A 15779-nucleotide genomic window follows, 5' to 3' on the forward strand; every position below is an offset into this window, starting at 1 on the left:
CTCGTGCTGGCCTGTGCGGTCATCCGCCCCTTCGGATGGCCGGAGGCGGTCGTGGCCGTCCCGGCCGCGGCACTGGTGATCGTCACCGGGGCCCTCTCCTTCGACGAGGCGCTGGCCGAGGCGGAACGCCTCGGGCCGGTGATCGGCTTCCTCGCGGCCGTACTGGTGCTGGCTCAGCTCTGCGACGACGAGGGGCTCTTCAAGGCCTCGGGCCTGGATGGCGCGTACGTCGGCGGGCCGGCCACGCCGGCTGCTGGCCCAGGTGTTCCTGGCCGCCTCGGCGATCACCGCCGTGCTCGGCCTGGACGTCACGGTGGTGCTGAGTCTGGCCGTGTCGTGCGGTGGGGGAGGAGGGCCGGATGGTCCCCTTGGAGCGCTGTTCGGCCCGTGCGGTTCCCGGTGGGTCGGTCAAGCGACTTGGAGGGCCGCGCCCCACGCCCTGGCGCGATCCCTCTCGCCCTCGCGCAGCGGCCCTTCGGTGTCCTCGATGATGAACCCCTCCGGTTCCGCGACGAGTTCATAACCATGGCTGCGCAGCCGACGTGCGATGCCGCCGGCGGCGGCGCCGGCCAGGCGCATGTCCGCCCGGGTGTCGAAGGCCGCGGCGGCATGAGTACCGGTGTGGGCCTTCGGGAGCGTGTCGTGGAACCAGTCGCGGACGCCGGGGCCCTCGGCGCCCTCCTCGGAGGTCAAGGGACGCTCCTCCTTCTCGGCTTCCTTCGCCTCGGCCTTCAGCCCCATCTTCCGGCTCATCCCCGTGGTCATGCCCCGCATGTGGGTCGGGCCGCCCACGACCAGCAGGTCAGTGGGACCGATACGCTCCGGCAGCGCGTCGGCCACTGCCACGCACTCGACCTCGGCGTCCGGGTGCGCCTCCTTCACACCCTCCCCGATTGCGTCGGCGACCTCGCGCGTGTTGCCGAACAGGCTCTCGTACACGATCACGGCACGCATCACGACTCATCTCCTCACGGGTTTCGTTGTCCGGCCTCCGAGGCCGCTTCGATCGTCCGCAGCGCCCCGCGCAGCACGATGCCGACGCCCGGGGAAACCAGCGTCCAATAGCGGCCGAACCGTGTGGTGGATGCCGGGTCGGTGCAGGCGGTTCGCGCTTCGTAGGTCAGGAGGGACCGCCGCTCCCCGTAGGGGTGGACGACGAAGGCGGCGGCCATCTTCGCCCAGCCGGGCTCCTCGAAGCCCGCGAAGTCATCGGCTTCGACACGGCGCCACTCGATGGTGGGTTTCCACACCCTGCCGACCGCTCCAAAGGCGATCTCGCGCCCCGCGCGCTCCCCCAGGGCAACCCAGGGCTGGGCCTCCAGGTCCCCCTGATCACTGCCTGCGGCGGCTTCGAACAGGTCGGACACCCGCATTGAAGGCGGTGTGACCACTGGCCGACGGCGCAGTCGGTCCGGGACTCCACGGGCCCACATGACCGCGTCGAACAGCGGCGAGTGGATGGACAGCATGTCCAGATCTCGGGCTGCGCGGTACACGACGTCCGGCGCGGCGGCGATCACGGCGCACTCCAGGCGGGAGAACCGGAACTCGGGCAGAGCCGCGTCGAGCAGGAGAGGCTCGGCTGTCGCGGCGGGGCTCGGCTGGGTATTCATGTACACCTCCCAGATCCGACACCACCAGTCTGGTTCACAGGCAGGCATCTCGCTGGGGCCGAACGGTCCCCAGACGCATTGCCGACTATCGGCATGCCACTGACCCGGGGTGGACTCGGCCGGGTGGGTTCCACAACGCCCGCGTCTAATGGACCTTCTGCTGCTCCAGCCATTTGAAGACCTCGGTCCTCTTGTAGAGGACCTTGGCATTCCTGCCGCGACCAAGCTTGTACCCCTTCAGGCCCAGCTTCGCGGCTTCTTTGTAGACCCAGCTCGTCGACATGTTGAGCATCGCCGCGACCTCGGACGTGTCCATGAGTACCGGCTCGACCGTGCGCCGTGACCGTGATTCGGTCTGTGTACGAATCTCGTAGGGGGACGTCCGTGAATCAACGTGCACGCTTGCTCCTTGAGGCCGGTCGGGGCTTGATCGCGAAAGGGGATTGAGTTCTGCTCGCGCTGCATTTCCAGGTACGAGAGGGCCCGCGAAGTACCGCCGCCACCTGCGGGCTACGTCAACGGTCACGAGAAACGGCGGTTTCGCTAACCGGCGATCCGCTGCTATGTTGCCGCGCTCCCTGACCAACCCTTCCGTGCTGCTGCGGGGGTCCCTCGGGGCATTCGGGGTTCGATCGACGCCCTGAACACTCGTGCCAGGAGCCGTGCCTGCGGTCGGCTGGTGTCCCTGGATGCCGCAGTGACGGCGATCACGCAGAGCCTCTGTGGGGCGTTGCGTAGGCTGGCACCGTCGTCCCGGTGGGGGAGTGGACGGGCCCGCGCAGCCCATCCCGATCCGACCTGACAGTGCGTCAGAAAAGTCAGCAATTGGTCAGCATCAGTCCTCAAAAACCTGGTGAAAGCTGACCGAACATGCGACTCGTTGTAAGGTAGGGAAACCGCCCTTGACCTGCAAAAACGCAGGCAGGGAGCCTAGTTCCAGGAGTACCTCGATGATACGTACGATGTTCAAGTCCAAGATCCACCGTGCCACCGTCACCCAGGCCGATCTGCACTACGTCGGATCCGTGACCGTCGACGCCGAGCTCATGGAGGCGGCCGATCTGCTGCCCGGGGAGCTCGTGCACATCGTCGACATCGACAACGGGGCCCGGCTCGAGACGTACGTGATAGAGGGGGAGCGCGGGTCCGGGGTGATCGGTATCAACGGGGCCGCCGCGCATCTTGTGCACCCCGGGGACCTGGTGATCCTCATCAGCTACGCCCAGATCGAGGACGCCGAGGCACGGGCGTTCGTGCCGCGCGTCGTGCATGTGGACGCGGACAACCGGATCGTCGAGCTCGGGGGCGACGCCTCCGCGCCCGTGCCGGGAAGTGACACCCTGCGCGCCCCGCACGCCGTGGCCGCGCGCGCCTGATCGTCCGACCGAACCGAGGGAAGAGGTTGCGCATGGCCGCCGAGCCGGAGATCCGCGACGACCGGGAGAAGGGGCGCCTGGAGGCGTTCGAGGACGGCCGGTACGTCGGTGTCGTCGTCTACTTCGTCCTGGACGCCGAACCCCACGCCCTGGTGGCCGTGCACACCGTCGTCGAGGAGGGCAACGAGGGCAAGGGCATCGCCGGGTCGCTCGTGCGGGAGTTCTACGCCATCGCCGCTCGCCAGGGCGTCCCCGTCGTGCCGCTCTGTCCGTACGCCGCCAAGTGGGCCGAGAAGCACCCCGACGAGGCACCCGTGCCGCCCGAGGACGTCGTCCGCGCGGCCAAGGTACAGCTCAAGGCCACCCCCGAGCTGTGGTGACCCTCGCCCTCCTGCACACCTCGCCGGTCCACGTGCCCGTCTTCGACGGGCTCCGCGACCGTCACCACCCCGGTCTCGACCTGCGGCACGTCGTCGCCGAGGAACTGCTCGTACGGGCCAGGGCCGAGGGCCCCGATGCCGTGGCGGGCGCCGTCCGCGACCTTCTCGCCGAGGCCGTCGCCGACGGCGCCTCCGCCGTCCTCTGCACCTGCTCCACCCTCGGCGGCGTCGCCGAACGCCACGCCGACGAGCTGGGCGTGCCGGTCCTCCGGGTCGACCGGCCGATGGCCGCCGAAGCCGTCCGGACCCGAGGCCGGGGGAGGATCGTGGTCGTCGCGTCCGTCGAGTCCACCCTCGCCCCCACGCTCGACCTGCTCCGGGAGGAGGCGGGGGACAGGGACCTGGCCCCGATGGTCGCCACCCTGCTCGTGCGCGGCGCCTGGGACCGCTTCCTCGCCGGCGACCACGACGGGTATCTGGACGCCGTCGCGGCCGCCGTGGACAGCGTCGACCCCACCGACGGCGGTGTGGTCGTCCTGGCCCAGGCGTCCATGACCGACGCCGCCGCCCGCACCACGACCCCGCTGCCCGTCCTCTCCAGCCCCCGCCTCGGTCTCGCCGCGGCCGCGGGCGCCGTGCTGCGCCACGGATGAATGGTCACGGCGGGCGCGGGCAGACGCCTCGGGAGAGCCTGGAGCCGTAGCCGTACGGCCCCGTCGTCGACCGAGAGGCCCGACCCCGCCATGACCCACCCGTTCCCCGATCCCGTGCCGCCCGGACCGATCCCGACGCCAGGACCGCCCCCGTCCCCGCCCGCCCCGGTGCCCGAGCCGCCTCCCGTACCGCCGCCCAACCCGGTGCCCGAGCCGCCTGGACCCGCGCCCCTCCCGGACCCCGAACCCCAGCCCCAACCCGGGCCCGCGGGGCGCTGAACGCGCTTCGAACAAGCCCGGAAGCCTTGTCACGGGCTGTGACCTTCCCCTACCTTGGGCGACTGCTGATGCCTTCAGCGCACGTGCTCAAGGGGGGGCCATGGCCTTACGGGGACGACACCGCCGGTACCAGCCGAGCCGGATCAACCGTGCCTCGCTGACCGTCACCGCGGGCGGCGCCGGCATCGCGCTCCCGCTCGTCGCCGCCGGGGCGGCCCAAGCCGCCTCCCTCGACGTCTGGGAGAAGGTCGCGGCCTGCGAGTCCTCCTCCAACTGGCGTATCAACACCGGCAACGGCTACTTCGGCGGGCTCCAGTTCAGCCAGTCCACCTGGGAGCGGTACGGCGGTACCCGGTACGCGCCGCGCGCCGACCTCGCCTCCAAGGACCAGCAGATCGCCATCGCGGAGAAGGTCCTCAAGGGACAGGGCCCGGAAGCCTGGCCGACCTGCTCCCCGCGCGCCGGGCTCACCCAGCAGGGGAACACGGGTGTCGTCCCCGCCTCCCTGCCGCGCCAACGGCCGGCGAGCGCTCCGGAGACCCGCACCCCGGCGGACCGGGCGACGCCGACCACCGTGCCGCAGGTCCGCGAGATGTACACGGTCACCCCGGGCGACTCGCTCTCCCGCATCGCCCGCGAGGAGCGGGTGAAGGGCGGTTGGCAGCGGCTGTACGAGGCGAACCGCGCCGTCGTCGGCGACGACCCCGACCTCATCCACCCGGGCCAGAAGCTGACCCTCCGGATCACCGCCCCCGCCCCGAAGAAGCCCACGGCCCCCGGGAACACGGCGCCGGGGAAGGCGGCGCCCGGAAAGACCGCCCCCGGGAACACCGCCCCCGGGCAGACCGCGCCGGGGAAGAGCGATCAGGCGAAGCCCCCGGCAGCCACCAAGCTCCCGGCGACGAAGGCCCCGGTCACCAAGCCCCCGGCGACCAAGGCCCCCGCCACCCAGGCCCCGGCGACCAAGCCCCCGGCCACCAAAGCTCCCGTCAGCAAGACCAAGCCCGTCTCGAAGCCCGCCGTCAGGACCGAGGCGCGCTCCGACAGCTTCTCCGCGCCCGTCGCGGCCTCCATCGGCACCCGCTACCGCGTCTCCGGTTCCTCCTGGTCCAGCGGCTACCACACGGGTGTCGACTTCCCGGTGCCCACCGGTACGTCCGTGAAGGCCGTCGCCCCCGGCAAGGTCGTCTCGGCGGGGTGGGGCGGGGCGTACGGCTACGAGATCGTCATCCGGCACGACGACGGGCGGTACAGCCAGTACGCGCATCTCTCCGCGCTCACGGTGCGTGAGGGGCAGCGGGTCAACGGAGGGCAGCGCATCGCCCGTTCAGGATCGACCGGCAACAGCTCGGGGCCGCACCTCCACTTCGAGGTGCGCACGGGTCCCGGGTACGGGTCCGACATCGACCCCCTCGCCTACCTCCGTGCCCGGGGTGTCTCGATCTGACGGCGTCTCCGACGTCGGCGCCTCTGACACCGACAGGGAGTCGGGCCGACCCGTCAGCCGCTCCCTCGTGAGCTGGACGATGCCGAGTGCCGCCACCGCGCCGCAGATCAGCGCGGCGACGGTGCCGGCCGCGCCGTAGCGGAAGGATTCACCGAACAGTGTGAGGCCGACCGTCGCGGCCACCACCGGGTTGACGACCGTCACCGTCGCCAGCGGCGCCGCGAGACCGGCGCCCCGGTAGGAGGCCTGGGAGAGCAGGAGTCCGGTGACGGCGAGGGCCGAGAGGACCAGCAGGCTCGGCCACTGGGCGAGCGGGGCGCTCGCCGTCCACTCCTCGGCCACGGTCTTGGTGAAGACCGAGGCGATCCCGAAGGCGACGCCCGCCGCGGCGGCGAGGACGATGCCGCGCAGCACCGAGCGGCCCACGACGTGCGCGGCCGTGAAGAGCACGGCCACCACCCCGAAGGTCCCGGCGGCCAGCAGCCAGCGCTCCGCGTCCGCCAGGGACTGGCCGTCGCTGCCGCCCGTCAGGCTGAGCAGCCCGGCGAGACCCACGGTGGCCATCAGCGCGCCGCGCCAGGCCGTGCGACCGGCCTTGCGGCCGACGAAGAGGGCCGCCATGGGCAGCGCGAAGACGATGGTGAGGGCGCCCAGGGGCTGGACCACACTGAGCGGGCCGTAGGCGAGCGCGGCCACGTGCAGCGCCGCCCCGAGACCGTTGAGCAGCACGGACCCCCACCAGGCCGGGTTGCGCAACGGTGCGTACGTGAGGCCGGCGGCGGAGGCCGCGACCCGCTCCTGCACGATCGCCGCGGCCGCGTAGGCGACCGCCGAGACCAGTGACAGGAGCACGGACAGCAGGAGGGGGCTCATACTTACAACGATCTCTCTTCCGAGCGTTCACGTCGTCAGACCAGGGGACGCCTTCGGACGTACTGCCGTCGCAGTACGGGCCTGTGCCGTACGCCTGTGGATGTACAACCGTGCAGGTCAGTTGGGGCGCATTGGGAACTTTTCCGGTATCGGGGCCGAACCGGGCGGCCATGATCGGGCCCGGACGTACGTTCCATCCCGAGCCAGTCGCCGCCTTCTCCGGGCCACATTGGCCCGCCCCTCGGACCGGCTACGGTGATCGACGCCGGGGAAAGCCGGGGAAGCGCGGAGCAGCGGGGGTGTGGTGGCGGTGGATCTCGTCGAGAGTTCGTCCGTGGGCGGGTTCTTCGCCCTGCGGACGGCAGCCCCCGAGACGGCGGGCCGGCAGGCGGCCGGCGGCCACATGCCGCTCGCGCGGCTGTACGCGGCCGGGGGCGGGCCCGGGCTCGCCCCTCTCACCGCCCGCGTGGACCGGGTCGGGGACCGGCTCGGCGCGCCCGAGCGCCGGGTCGCCGCCTCCATCGCGCACCTCGGTCTCGCGGCCCGGCTCTGGTCGATCGCGCTCGGGCCCGCCGCGCTCTTCGGCCGGTTCCCCGACCTCGACCCGGCCGAGCTGTCCTGGGACCCTGCCCTGACCTCGCCCGAGGACCTGTGGTGGGCGGGCACGGGCACCCGGCCCGCCACCGTGGCGGACCTCCGGGAGGCCGTCCAGACCGCGCACCTCGTCCCGCTGCACGAGGCCTTCCGGCGCGACGGCCGGATCTCGCCCCGGCTGCTCTGGGGCAACGCCGGCTCGGCCCTCGCCGGCGCGCTGCGCGAACTCACCCGCTGGGCCCACGCGCAGGGCCGGCCCGAGGTCGCCGCCCGCGCCGCCGAACTCGTCGCCGGGCTCTTCGCCCACCCCGACCTCGCCCGCACCGTCGAGGGCCGCGCGCTGCGCCGTACCAGCTGCTGCCTCTACTACCGCTGCCCCTCAGGGGGCCTCTGCGGCGACTGTGTCTTCGACCACCCGCCCGCCCGTGTACGGCAAACGGGTTTGGAGACCGGGCCCACGTCTCCGTAAAGTTCCTCTTTTGGAACGACCGGAACGACCGGCGCGACCGGCGAGCGAGGAACGGCAGAGGCCATGACGGTGACCGAAGAATCCCAGGGGTACGGGCCGGGTATCGACCCCGATCGCCTGGCCGTCTGCCTGAGCGTGCTCGACGAGCTCGACGAGCTCGATGTCGACCACCCCGACGCGATCACCGTACGGCGCGCCACCGCCGGCATCTACCGCACGGTGAAGCAGCGCCGTCGCCAGGAGCGCCGCGCGTCGAAGACGGCGAACGACAAGGCCGTCACCGAGTCGACCGCCACCGGCTCCGCGCAGCGCATCGACGACGAGACCGAGGGCCTGCTGCCCTCCTCGGTCACCGAGGCCGGGAAGATCGCCGGGATACTCCAGCGCCCCCGGTCCTGCTACGTCTGCAAGACCCGGTACGTCGAGGTCGACTACTTCTACCACCAGCTCTGCCAGCCGTGCGCGGTCGAGAACCGCATGCGCCGCGACGCCCGCGCGGACCTCACCGGCAAGCACGCGCTGCTCACCGGCGGCCGGGCCAAGATCGGCATGTACATCGCGCTGCGGCTGCTGCGCGACGGCGCCCACACCACGATCACCACCCGCTTCCCCAAGGACGCCATCCGCCGCTTCAAGGCCATGGAGGACTCGGCGGACTGGATGCACCGTCTGGAGGTCGTCGGCATCGACCTGCGCGACCCCGCGCAGGCGGTCGCCCTGGCCGAGCAGGTCGCCGAGCGCGGCCCGCTGGACATCCTCATCAACAACGCGACGCAGACCGTCCGCCGGCTGCCCTCCGCGTACGCCGCGCTCGTCGAGGGCGAGAGCGCGCCGCTGCCCGCCGGCGAGCTGCCCGCGCACCAGGTCATCGGCGCGTTCAACTCCGGAGCGGTCGACGGTCTCGCCGCGCTGCCCGTCGGGGTGAGCGGTCTGGACGCGCAGAAGGTCGCCGACCTCGCGCTCGTCGCGGGCAACGCCAGCGTCGAGCGCCACCGCGACGGCAGCGCCATCGACGCGGGCGGGCTCGTCCCGGACGTCGTCGACACCAACACCTGGGTGCAGACCATCGACCAGATCTCCCCGGTGGAGCTGCTTGAGACCCAGCTCTGCAACTACACGTCGCCGTTCATCCTCATCAGCGCCCTGCGCCCGGTGATGGCCGACGCCGCGAAGAAGGCGGCCAGCGGGCGCGCGTACATCGTCAACGTCTCGGCGATGGAGGGCGTCTTCGGCCGTGGCTACAAGGGCGCCGGACACCCGAACACCAACGCCGCGAAGGCCGCGATGAACATGGTGACGCGGACCAGCGCCCAGGAGATGTTCCAGAGCGACGGCATCCTCATGACCTCGGTCGACACCGGGTGGATCACCGACGAGCGTCCCCATTTCGACAAGCTGCGGCTTGCCGACGAGGGCTTCCACGCGCCGCTCGACCTGGTCGACGGCGCCGCCCGCGTCTACGACCCCGTCGTGCGAGGCGAGGCGGGCGAGGACCTCTACGGCTGCTTCCTCAAGGACTACAAGCCCGGCAACTGGTAGGCGTACGGGTGACCGGGTGGTCGAACGGGTGACCCTTCCGCCACACCCGTTCGCCCGGGCCTCATCGCTCTGATGTCCGGAATTCACTCGATCGCATCACACTTCCGAGCCCCATAGAGCGCTGGCACGCTCATTTGGTTAGTCTGATGTCCACGGTCGGCCACCAGGGTTTCACCAAACCCTCACGGCCGGCCCGGGGACTGGCCTGCCACCAAGGCCGCGGTCCCGCCCGCAGAACGGCGCCACCGCGACCGAACGGCCATGTCCACATTGGTACGCGACACAAGGGAGTGCGCGGTGACACCAGAACTGACGAAGCAGGAACAGCGACCGGCGGAACGTCCGGAGCGGCCCCACCGCTCCGGTGAGCTGGGAAGCCTGGACGTGTGGGCCCACGCGGCCCCGATCCGGCTGGCGGGCTACGAGGACGACCTCGCCGAGCCCCACATCCTGCCGGGTATCGACTGACCCACCCCGGTACCGACCGAGTCGTACCGCTTCACCCGTGCCCCCGGCCGCCCCCGCGCCCGGGGGCACGGGTATGTCCGGGCGCCCCGAGCCCGACCGGCGGCAGGTACTCCCGCACCAGCGTGCGGTGCCACCACGCCCCCGTCTCCCGCAGCTCGGGCCAGGTCGTGTAGCGGTAGCGGTAGAGCCGCGCCCGGACGAGGGCCGGGGGAGCGTCGGGGAAGGGGTTGTGGCGCAGCAGTCGCAGGGTGTCCCGGTCCCCGTCGAGCAGCCGCTCGACGAACGGCCCGAACCACTCGCGGGCGTACACGGGGGAGAGCGCCGCGAACCACATCAGCCAGTCGAGCCGCAGATGGTACGGAGCGAACTGGCGCGGCAGCCGGCGCGGATCGCCCGGCTTGCCCTTGAAGCCGTACTCCTTCCACGCCGTGTCCTCCCGCGGGACCGGGTCGTCGGTGCCCTCGACGACGATCTCGTCCCGGATCCGGCCGACCGTGCCGAACGCGCCGTACGAGTTGACCAGGTGGAACGGGTCGTACGAGCGGTTCATCGCCTGGCGCCGCGAGAGCAGGTTGCGGACGGGGCGGTAGCTGCGGACCAGGACCAGGGCCGTCACGGCGACGACCGCGACCACGAACCAGACCGGCGGGTCCGGCTGAGGGTGCTCGCCCACGACGAGCGAGCCGTCCATCGCCGCGAGCGCGAGAACGATCGTCAGCCAGTTCAGCCACGCGAAGTTCCCCGAGAGCACCAGCCAGAGCTGGGTCGCCACCATCAGCCCGGCGGCCACCGTCGCGACCGGCTGCGGGGTGAACAGGAGCACTGGGACAAGGAGTTGGACGACATGGTTGGCGGCCACCTCGACCCGGTGCAGCGGGCGTGGCAGATGGTGGAAGAACCAGCTCAGCGGGCCGGGCATCGGCTGGGTCTCGTGGTGGAAGTACAGGCAGGTCAGGTTCCGCCAGCAGCGGTCACCGCGGATCTTGATGAGTCCGGCGCCGAACTCGACGCGGAAGAGCAGCCAGCGCAGCAGCCACAGCACGAGGACGGGCGGCGCGGTGTCGTCGTTGCCGAGGAAGACCGCGAGGAACCCGGCCTCCAGGAGCAGCGACTCCCAGCCGAATCCGTACCAGGTCTGGCCGACGTTGACGATCGACAGGTACAGCGCCCAGAGCACCGCCCACCAGAGCATCGAGACGGCCAGCGGCACCGCGTCCCCCGCGCCCGCCACCAGGGCGAGGGCCAGCGCGGCGCCGCTCCACGAGACCGCCGAGAACAGCCGGTCCGAATAGCGCCAGTGGAAGAGGCTGGGGGCCCGGCGCGGCTCCACCCGGCGCAGATACTCCGGTACGGGGAGCATGCCGCGCTCGCCGATCAGGGCCCGGAACTGCAGCGCGGCCGAGAGGAAGGCCACCAGGTAGAGCCCGGCGAGCCCGCGCTGGAAGACGATCCGGCTCAGCCAGTAGTCCGGTGCGGTGAACCACTCCATCGCTTCCCGTATCGGCGCCGTCCGGGCCGGGCGTCAGGCCTTCTCCTCCTCGTCGGTGTTCCGCTGGCCCTCGGCCTGCGACGGCGTGGTGCGCTCGGTCGCGGGGTGCCGGTGGTCCCGCTGCAGCGCGTCCATGTCGTCTTCCTGACGCTCCCCCTCGGCCTGCGAGGGAGTGCTGTACATGTCGTACTGGGACTGGCTCACGGCCGCCTCCCGGATCGGAACATTTCCCTACAGATAGAGCGTAGCCCCGGGTATCGCCCCGGGTATCGCCCCGGGCGTCGCCCGGGCGGCCGCCCCCGGTTCAGCCCGCGACGACCCGCTGCAGGGTCCGGCCGAGGCGGCGCGCGTAGGCGCGCTGGGCGGCGGGGGCGAGCGGTCCCGCCAGGCGCGTGTACCAGGCCGCCGGGCGGCTGAAGGCGGTGACGGTGAACCAGACCGTGCCGTCGGGGTGGAGGTCGACGACGAAGGACTCCTCGCCGCTCTCGGGGTGCCCCGCGCGCGTGCCGTACGCGAATCCGACGCGGTCCTCCTCGTACGCCGTCCAGACCACCTCGCACGGTGCGGAGAAACGGACCGGGCCGAGGCCCAGCGAGACCTCGACGAAGGCGCCCGGCGCGGCGCGGACGGCCTCGGTGCTGATCCGGGCGCCCGAGGCGCGGTGCATCCGCCAGGTGGTGACGGCGGCCCCGGCCGCCTCGAAGGCGTCCCGGCCGCGGCCGACGCGGACCATGTGGTGGAGGTGCTGGTAGCCGCCGGGGAGGAAGTCCCGCGCGGTGGCGCCGACCTCGCGGTAGGTGAAGGCCGCGGGCGCGGCGGGCGTGGCGAGGTCGCGGATCAGACGGGCCATGGGGGCGATTCCTCCGCTTGAACGTGTTCAAACCGACTGGTTCCGAGGGTAGGGCTTCCCTTGAACGTGTTCAAGTCTCTTTCTCGCCCGCTCGGACCCGCCCCGCTTGCGGGTGGGCGCGCGGTGCGACAGACATGAAGGAATGTCTCGGGGTGGAAAGAGGCGGGAGAACCACGTGCGCTCACCGACACGCCGGTCGTCACGGCCCCACGTCACCGCACACAGGGCGCTCGCCGCCGCGACGCTCGGCGCCGTGCTGCTGCTCACGGGCTGCTCGTCGGGCGACAAGGGCGGCGGCAACGGCGCGGACCGGTCCACCGCCACGGCGGCCGCCCAGGAGGTGCTCCTCCAGCCGCTCGCCGCCCGGGGGCCCGATCCGTTCACCGGCTCCACGGCCACGGCCGGCACCCCGGGTCGCCCCACGACCGCCCCGCCCGACACCCCCGCGCCGTCCGCCACGGCGCAGACCGTCCGCGAGGTCATCGGCTCCACTCCCGGCCTCTACGGCGGCACCCGCTCCGTGGCCAGCTGCGACGTCGAGCAGCAGGTCGCCTTCTTCGCCGAGGACCGGGCCAAGGCCCGCGCCTTCGCCGAGGCGGCCGGCCTCCCCGAGACCTCGCTGGCCGGCTGGCTGCGTGGCCTCACTCCCGTCGTCCTGCGCGCCGACACCCGGGTCACCAACCACGGCTACCGCGACGGCGCCCCCACCGCGTTCCAGTCCGTGCTCCAGGCCGGCACGGCGGTCCTCGTCGACCAGTACGGCACGCCCCGCGTCCGCTGCGCCTGCGGCAACCCGCTGCGCTCACCGGTCGCCGTCCCGGGCGCCACCCACAAGGGACGGCCCTGGGGCGGCTACCACCCCGACCGCGTCGTCGTCATCACACCGACGACCACCGTCGTGAACAGCCTGGTCATCGTGAACGTCGACGACAACACCTGGATCGAACGGAAGACCGGCACCGACGGCGAGCGGGACACCCGCCCTGCCGTGACCCCGCCGTGCGACCCCGCCGACTGCCACCTGACCGGTACGCCCATCCCCGTACCGTCCCCCTCGGTCACCGACGGCCCGACCGCGCCGGGCGAGCCGACGGCCCCCGGCGACCCCTCCTCGCCCGCGTCCCCGGATCGCGACGGCTCACCGACCACCGACTGCCCTTCGCTGCCGCCCGCCACCTCCCCCTCGGAGGGGCCGACCGGCATCCCCGACACGACCTCCCCGGACACCGGGACGCCGTCGATCCCGCCCGGCTGCCCCACCCCGACCCCGAGCGAGCCGACCGCCCCGGAACCGCCCGTCGAACCCCTGCCGGAGACCGAACCGGCACCCGAGACGGACGGGCCCTCCTTCGAGGACCTGTTCCCCAGCGACACGGCTCCCCAGCAGCCGGAGACCTTCGAGGGCTGAGCGAGCGATGATCTCCGCCGTGCGCTCCGACGGGGCTGCGCCTAGCGTGGCCCCATGAGCGCGGGAAGCGCGGGAGGCGAAGCGGTGGTGCCCTGCCGCTGTGAGTCGGGGCCGGCGGGCCTGACGTGCTGCTTCCTCCGGGACTACGGCCGGGCGTTCCGGATGGGCAGCTTCGACTGGAACCTGCTCACCGGTGTGATGGCCATGGACGAGGGCGCCCTGAGGGTCTTCGACCTGCGTCCCGACGAGTACGACGGTGACCCCACGACCCTGGGCTCGCGCGTCACGGCCGACGAGGGGCGGCTGCTCGACACGCTCGTCAGCCACGCGCTGAAGGACGGCAGCGACCACTACGGCGCGTACTTCCGGGTCCGGCTGCGGGACGGCACCCCGCGCTGGACGCACACCGAGGGCCAGATCGAACGGGACGACAGCGGCCGGCCCGTCCGTATCGTCGGCATCGTCAGGGACGCCTCGGAGGAGGTCAGCGAGCAGGCCGCCCGGCTCGGCCTCGACGAGGGCCGGCGCGCCCGCACCAGCGTCGTGGAGAGCACCACGGCGGCCCTCGCCCACGCACGGACCGTCCAGGACGTCATCGACATCCTCAACGACTCCCACGGCCTGGAGTACTTCGGCGCCACCAGCCTCGTCCTCGGGCTGCTGGAGGCGGGCCGGATCCACCTCGTCGCCGAGGGACCCGAAGGAGCCTTCGTCCCCGGCACCCGGTTCACCCGGGTGGACGAGCCGTACCCGATGGGGGAGGTGATCCGGACCCTCACCCCCCGGTTCATCGAGTCCCCGAAGGACTTCGCCGAGTCGTACCCGATCCTGTGGCCCCACATCAGCGGCCTCGGCATCACGTCGGCCGCGTATCTGCCGCTGATCGCGCAGGCCCGGCCGATCGGCGCGCTCGGCCTGCTCTACAGCGACCGGACGGGCTTCAGCCCCGACGAGCGCAATCTGCTCGTCGCGCTCGGCAGCAGCATCGCGCAGAGCCTCAAGCGCGCCATGCTCTACGAGCAGGACCACGACCTGGCCGAGGGGCTCCAGCAGGCGATGCTGCCGCGCCGCATCCCCGACGTGCCCGGCGCGCAGATAGCCGTCCGGTACCGCTCCGCCCGCCTCGGCCGGGACATCGGCGGCGACTGGTACGACATCATCCCGCTGCCCGGCGGGCGGGTCGGCGCCGTCATCGGCGACGTCCAGGGCCACGACACCCACGCGTCGGCCGTGATGGGGCAGCTGCGCATCGTGCTGCGCGCGTACGCCGCCGAGGGGCACAGCCCCGCCACGGTCATGGCCAGGGCCTCGGTCTTCCTGCACGAACTCGACACCGAGCGCTTCGCCACCTGCACCTATGTCGAGGCGGACCTCACCACGGGCATCCTGAACGTGGTCCGCGCCGGTCATGTCGACCCGCTGCTCCAGGACACCGACGGGAGCTGCCGTCGGCTGCCGGTGGACGGCGGGCTGCCGCTGGGCCTGTCGGCCGAGTTCGCCCGGCTCGACTACCCGGCGACCACCCTGGAGCTGTCCCCGGGGCAGACGCTCCTGCTGTACACCGACGGCCTGGTCGAGAAGCCGGGCGCCGACCTCGACGAGGGGCTGCGCTGGCTCTCCTCGCTCGTCCGGGGCGGGCCGCGCGACCTCCAGCAGCTCGCCGACCACCTCTGCGAGGTCGTGGACGAGCGCGGTGGCGAGGACGACGTGGCGCTCCTGCTGCTGCGGCGGCAGGGGGAGTACTTCCCGCAGCCCGGCGGCCGGCTCCAGCAGCACGTGGCGCAGAGCGACCCGGAGGCGCTCAGTTCGGCGCGGCACATGATCCGGGCCGCGGTGCGGGCCTGGGGCGCCGGCGAGCGTTCGGACGAGATCGAGCTGGTCGCCGACGAGCTGATCACCAATGCGCTGATGCACACCGACGCCGGGGCGATCGTGACCCTGCGGATGCTGGCGGGCCCGGAACGGCGGCTGCGGGTGGAGGTCGAGGACCGGTCCAGCGCGCTGCCGCGCCGTCGCGAGGCGGGGGAGGCGGGCGTCTCGGGCCGTGGACTGATGCTCGTGGACCGGCTCTCGGACGTGTGGGGTGTCGAGTCGCGAGGCAGCGGCAAGTGCGTGTGGTGCGAGTTCATTATTAACCCCGCGTATACAGACCGTACTTGACCGTAACCGACCGTACGCGATTGACTTCGCTTTCCAGCCACCCGATTCCCGCCGCCCGCCCGCGCCCTTCCTGCCGTCCACCTCGACCTTTCCGCCGTCCACCCCGCCCCTCCCGTCCTTCCGCTTCCGCCGTCCACCCCTCTCCCGTCCTTCCCGACCCGCACCCGCTGATGGGGACACC

At 72.2% G+C, this 15779-nt stretch carries 16 protein-coding genes and 1 pseudogene; 10 read left to right on the forward strand and 7 right to left on the reverse strand.

What is annotated here, in order from left to right:
* Positions 1–3: 3 nt before the first annotated feature.
* Positions 4–322 (forward strand): annotated as a pseudogene (locus ACF09C_RS07890) (SLC13 family permease); the annotation flags it as partial.
* Positions 323–408: 86 nt separating this feature from the next.
* Here the strand turns inward: ACF09C_RS07890 and ACF09C_RS07895 are convergent.
* From ACF09C_RS07895 to ACF09C_RS07905, 3 genes are all read right to left on the reverse strand, one after another.
* A complete protein-coding gene (locus ACF09C_RS07895; RefSeq protein WP_392089923.1) occupies positions 409–945 on the reverse strand; it encodes a flavodoxin family protein in 537 nt (178 codons plus the stop codon).
* Positions 946–968: 23 nt separating this feature from the next.
* Positions 969–1613 carry a hypothetical protein gene (locus ACF09C_RS07900; RefSeq protein ID WP_392089926.1) on the reverse strand — a complete coding sequence of 215 codons (645 nt, stop codon included), beginning with the start codon at positions 1611–1613 and terminating at the stop codon, positions 969–971.
* A 145-nt stretch (positions 1614–1758) separates the two neighbouring features.
* Positions 1759–2013, reverse strand: a complete 255-nt coding sequence (locus tag ACF09C_RS07905; RefSeq protein WP_392089928.1) for a helix-turn-helix domain-containing protein — start codon at positions 2011–2013, stop codon at positions 1759–1761.
* 550 nt (positions 2014–2563) lie between these two features.
* Here ACF09C_RS07905 and panD point away from each other — a divergent pair.
* The 4 genes from panD (at position 2564) to ACF09C_RS07925 (ending at position 5748) form a co-directional block, all read left to right on the forward strand.
* Positions 2564–2989: an aspartate 1-decarboxylase gene (gene panD, locus ACF09C_RS07910; protein ID WP_392089930.1), complete on the forward strand. Its 426-nt coding sequence runs from the start codon at positions 2564–2566 to the stop codon at positions 2987–2989.
* 32 nt (positions 2990–3021) lie between these two features.
* Entirely contained in the window at positions 3022–3369 is a 348-nt protein-coding gene (locus ACF09C_RS07915; protein WP_392089932.1) for a GNAT family N-acetyltransferase, read from the forward strand.
* Positions 3366–4022, forward strand: a complete 657-nt coding sequence (locus tag ACF09C_RS07920; protein ID WP_392090299.1) for an aspartate/glutamate racemase family protein — start codon at positions 3366–3368, stop codon at positions 4020–4022. Before ACF09C_RS07915 ends, ACF09C_RS07920 begins: the two co-directional genes overlap by 4 nt.
* 379 nt (positions 4023–4401) lie before the next feature.
* Positions 4402–5748 carry a transglycosylase family protein gene (locus tag ACF09C_RS07925; protein WP_392089934.1) on the forward strand — a complete coding sequence of 449 codons (1347 nt, stop codon included), beginning with the start codon at positions 4402–4404 and terminating at the stop codon, positions 5746–5748.
* Here ACF09C_RS07925 and ACF09C_RS07930 read toward each other — a convergent pair.
* Positions 5629–6621, reverse strand: a complete 993-nt coding sequence (locus ACF09C_RS07930) for a DMT family transporter (RefSeq protein ID WP_392089937.1) — start codon at positions 6619–6621, stop codon at positions 5629–5631. The two genes, ACF09C_RS07925 and ACF09C_RS07930, sit on opposite strands and share 120 nt — an antisense overlap.
* A 310-nt stretch (positions 6622–6931) precedes the next feature.
* Here ACF09C_RS07930 and ACF09C_RS07935 point away from each other — a divergent pair, with 310 nt between their 5' ends.
* The 3 genes from ACF09C_RS07935 to ACF09C_RS07945 all read left to right on the forward strand — a co-directional run bounded on the left by ACF09C_RS07935 (position 6932) and on the right by ACF09C_RS07945 (position 9691).
* Positions 6932–7684, forward strand: coding sequence for a (2Fe-2S)-binding protein (locus ACF09C_RS07935; protein ID WP_392089939.1), 753 nt, complete (start codon positions 6932–6934; stop codon positions 7682–7684).
* A gap of 63 nt (positions 7685–7747) precedes the next feature.
* Positions 7748–9223 carry an SDR family NAD(P)-dependent oxidoreductase gene (locus ACF09C_RS07940; RefSeq protein ID WP_392089942.1) on the forward strand — a complete coding sequence of 492 codons (1476 nt, stop codon included), beginning with the start codon at positions 7748–7750 and terminating at the stop codon, positions 9221–9223.
* A gap of 297 nt (positions 9224–9520) precedes the next feature.
* Complete coding sequence (locus ACF09C_RS07945) at positions 9521–9691, forward strand: hypothetical protein (protein ID WP_361965288.1); 171 nt, start codon at positions 9521–9523, stop codon at positions 9689–9691.
* 31 nt (positions 9692–9722) lie between these two features.
* Here the strand turns inward: ACF09C_RS07945 and ACF09C_RS07950 are convergent, their stop codons facing one another.
* The 3 genes from ACF09C_RS07950 to ACF09C_RS07960 form a co-directional block, all read right to left on the reverse strand.
* Complete coding sequence (locus tag ACF09C_RS07950; RefSeq protein WP_392089944.1) at positions 9723–11180, reverse strand: lipase maturation factor family protein; 1458 nt, start codon at positions 11178–11180, stop codon at positions 9723–9725.
* Between the two features lie 33 nt (positions 11181–11213).
* Positions 11214–11384, reverse strand: a complete 171-nt coding sequence (locus ACF09C_RS07955) for a hypothetical protein (RefSeq protein WP_392089946.1) — start codon at positions 11382–11384, stop codon at positions 11214–11216.
* Positions 11385–11484: 100 nt separating this feature from the next.
* Positions 11485–12030, reverse strand: coding sequence for a DUF1990 family protein (locus tag ACF09C_RS07960; protein WP_392089948.1), 546 nt, complete (start codon positions 12028–12030; stop codon positions 11485–11487).
* Positions 12031–12205: 175 nt separating this feature from the next.
* Between ACF09C_RS07960 and ACF09C_RS07965 the strand changes: the two genes are divergently transcribed.
* Both ACF09C_RS07965 and ACF09C_RS07970 read left to right on the forward strand, forming a co-directional pair.
* Positions 12206–13438: a DUF6777 domain-containing protein gene (locus tag ACF09C_RS07965; protein ID WP_392089951.1), complete on the forward strand. Its 1233-nt coding sequence runs from the start codon at positions 12206–12208 to the stop codon at positions 13436–13438.
* Positions 13439–13492: 54 nt separating this feature from the next.
* Positions 13493–15598 (forward strand): SpoIIE family protein phosphatase, encoded by a 2106-nt coding sequence (locus tag ACF09C_RS07970; protein WP_392089953.1) that lies wholly within the window; start codon positions 13493–13495, stop codon positions 15596–15598.
* Positions 15599–15779: the final 181 nt, after the last annotated feature.

Source organism: Streptomyces sp. NPDC014870, assembly GCF_043081505.1.
In the GTDB taxonomy this organism is placed as follows: domain Bacteria; phylum Actinomycetota; class Actinomycetes; order Streptomycetales; family Streptomycetaceae; genus Streptomyces.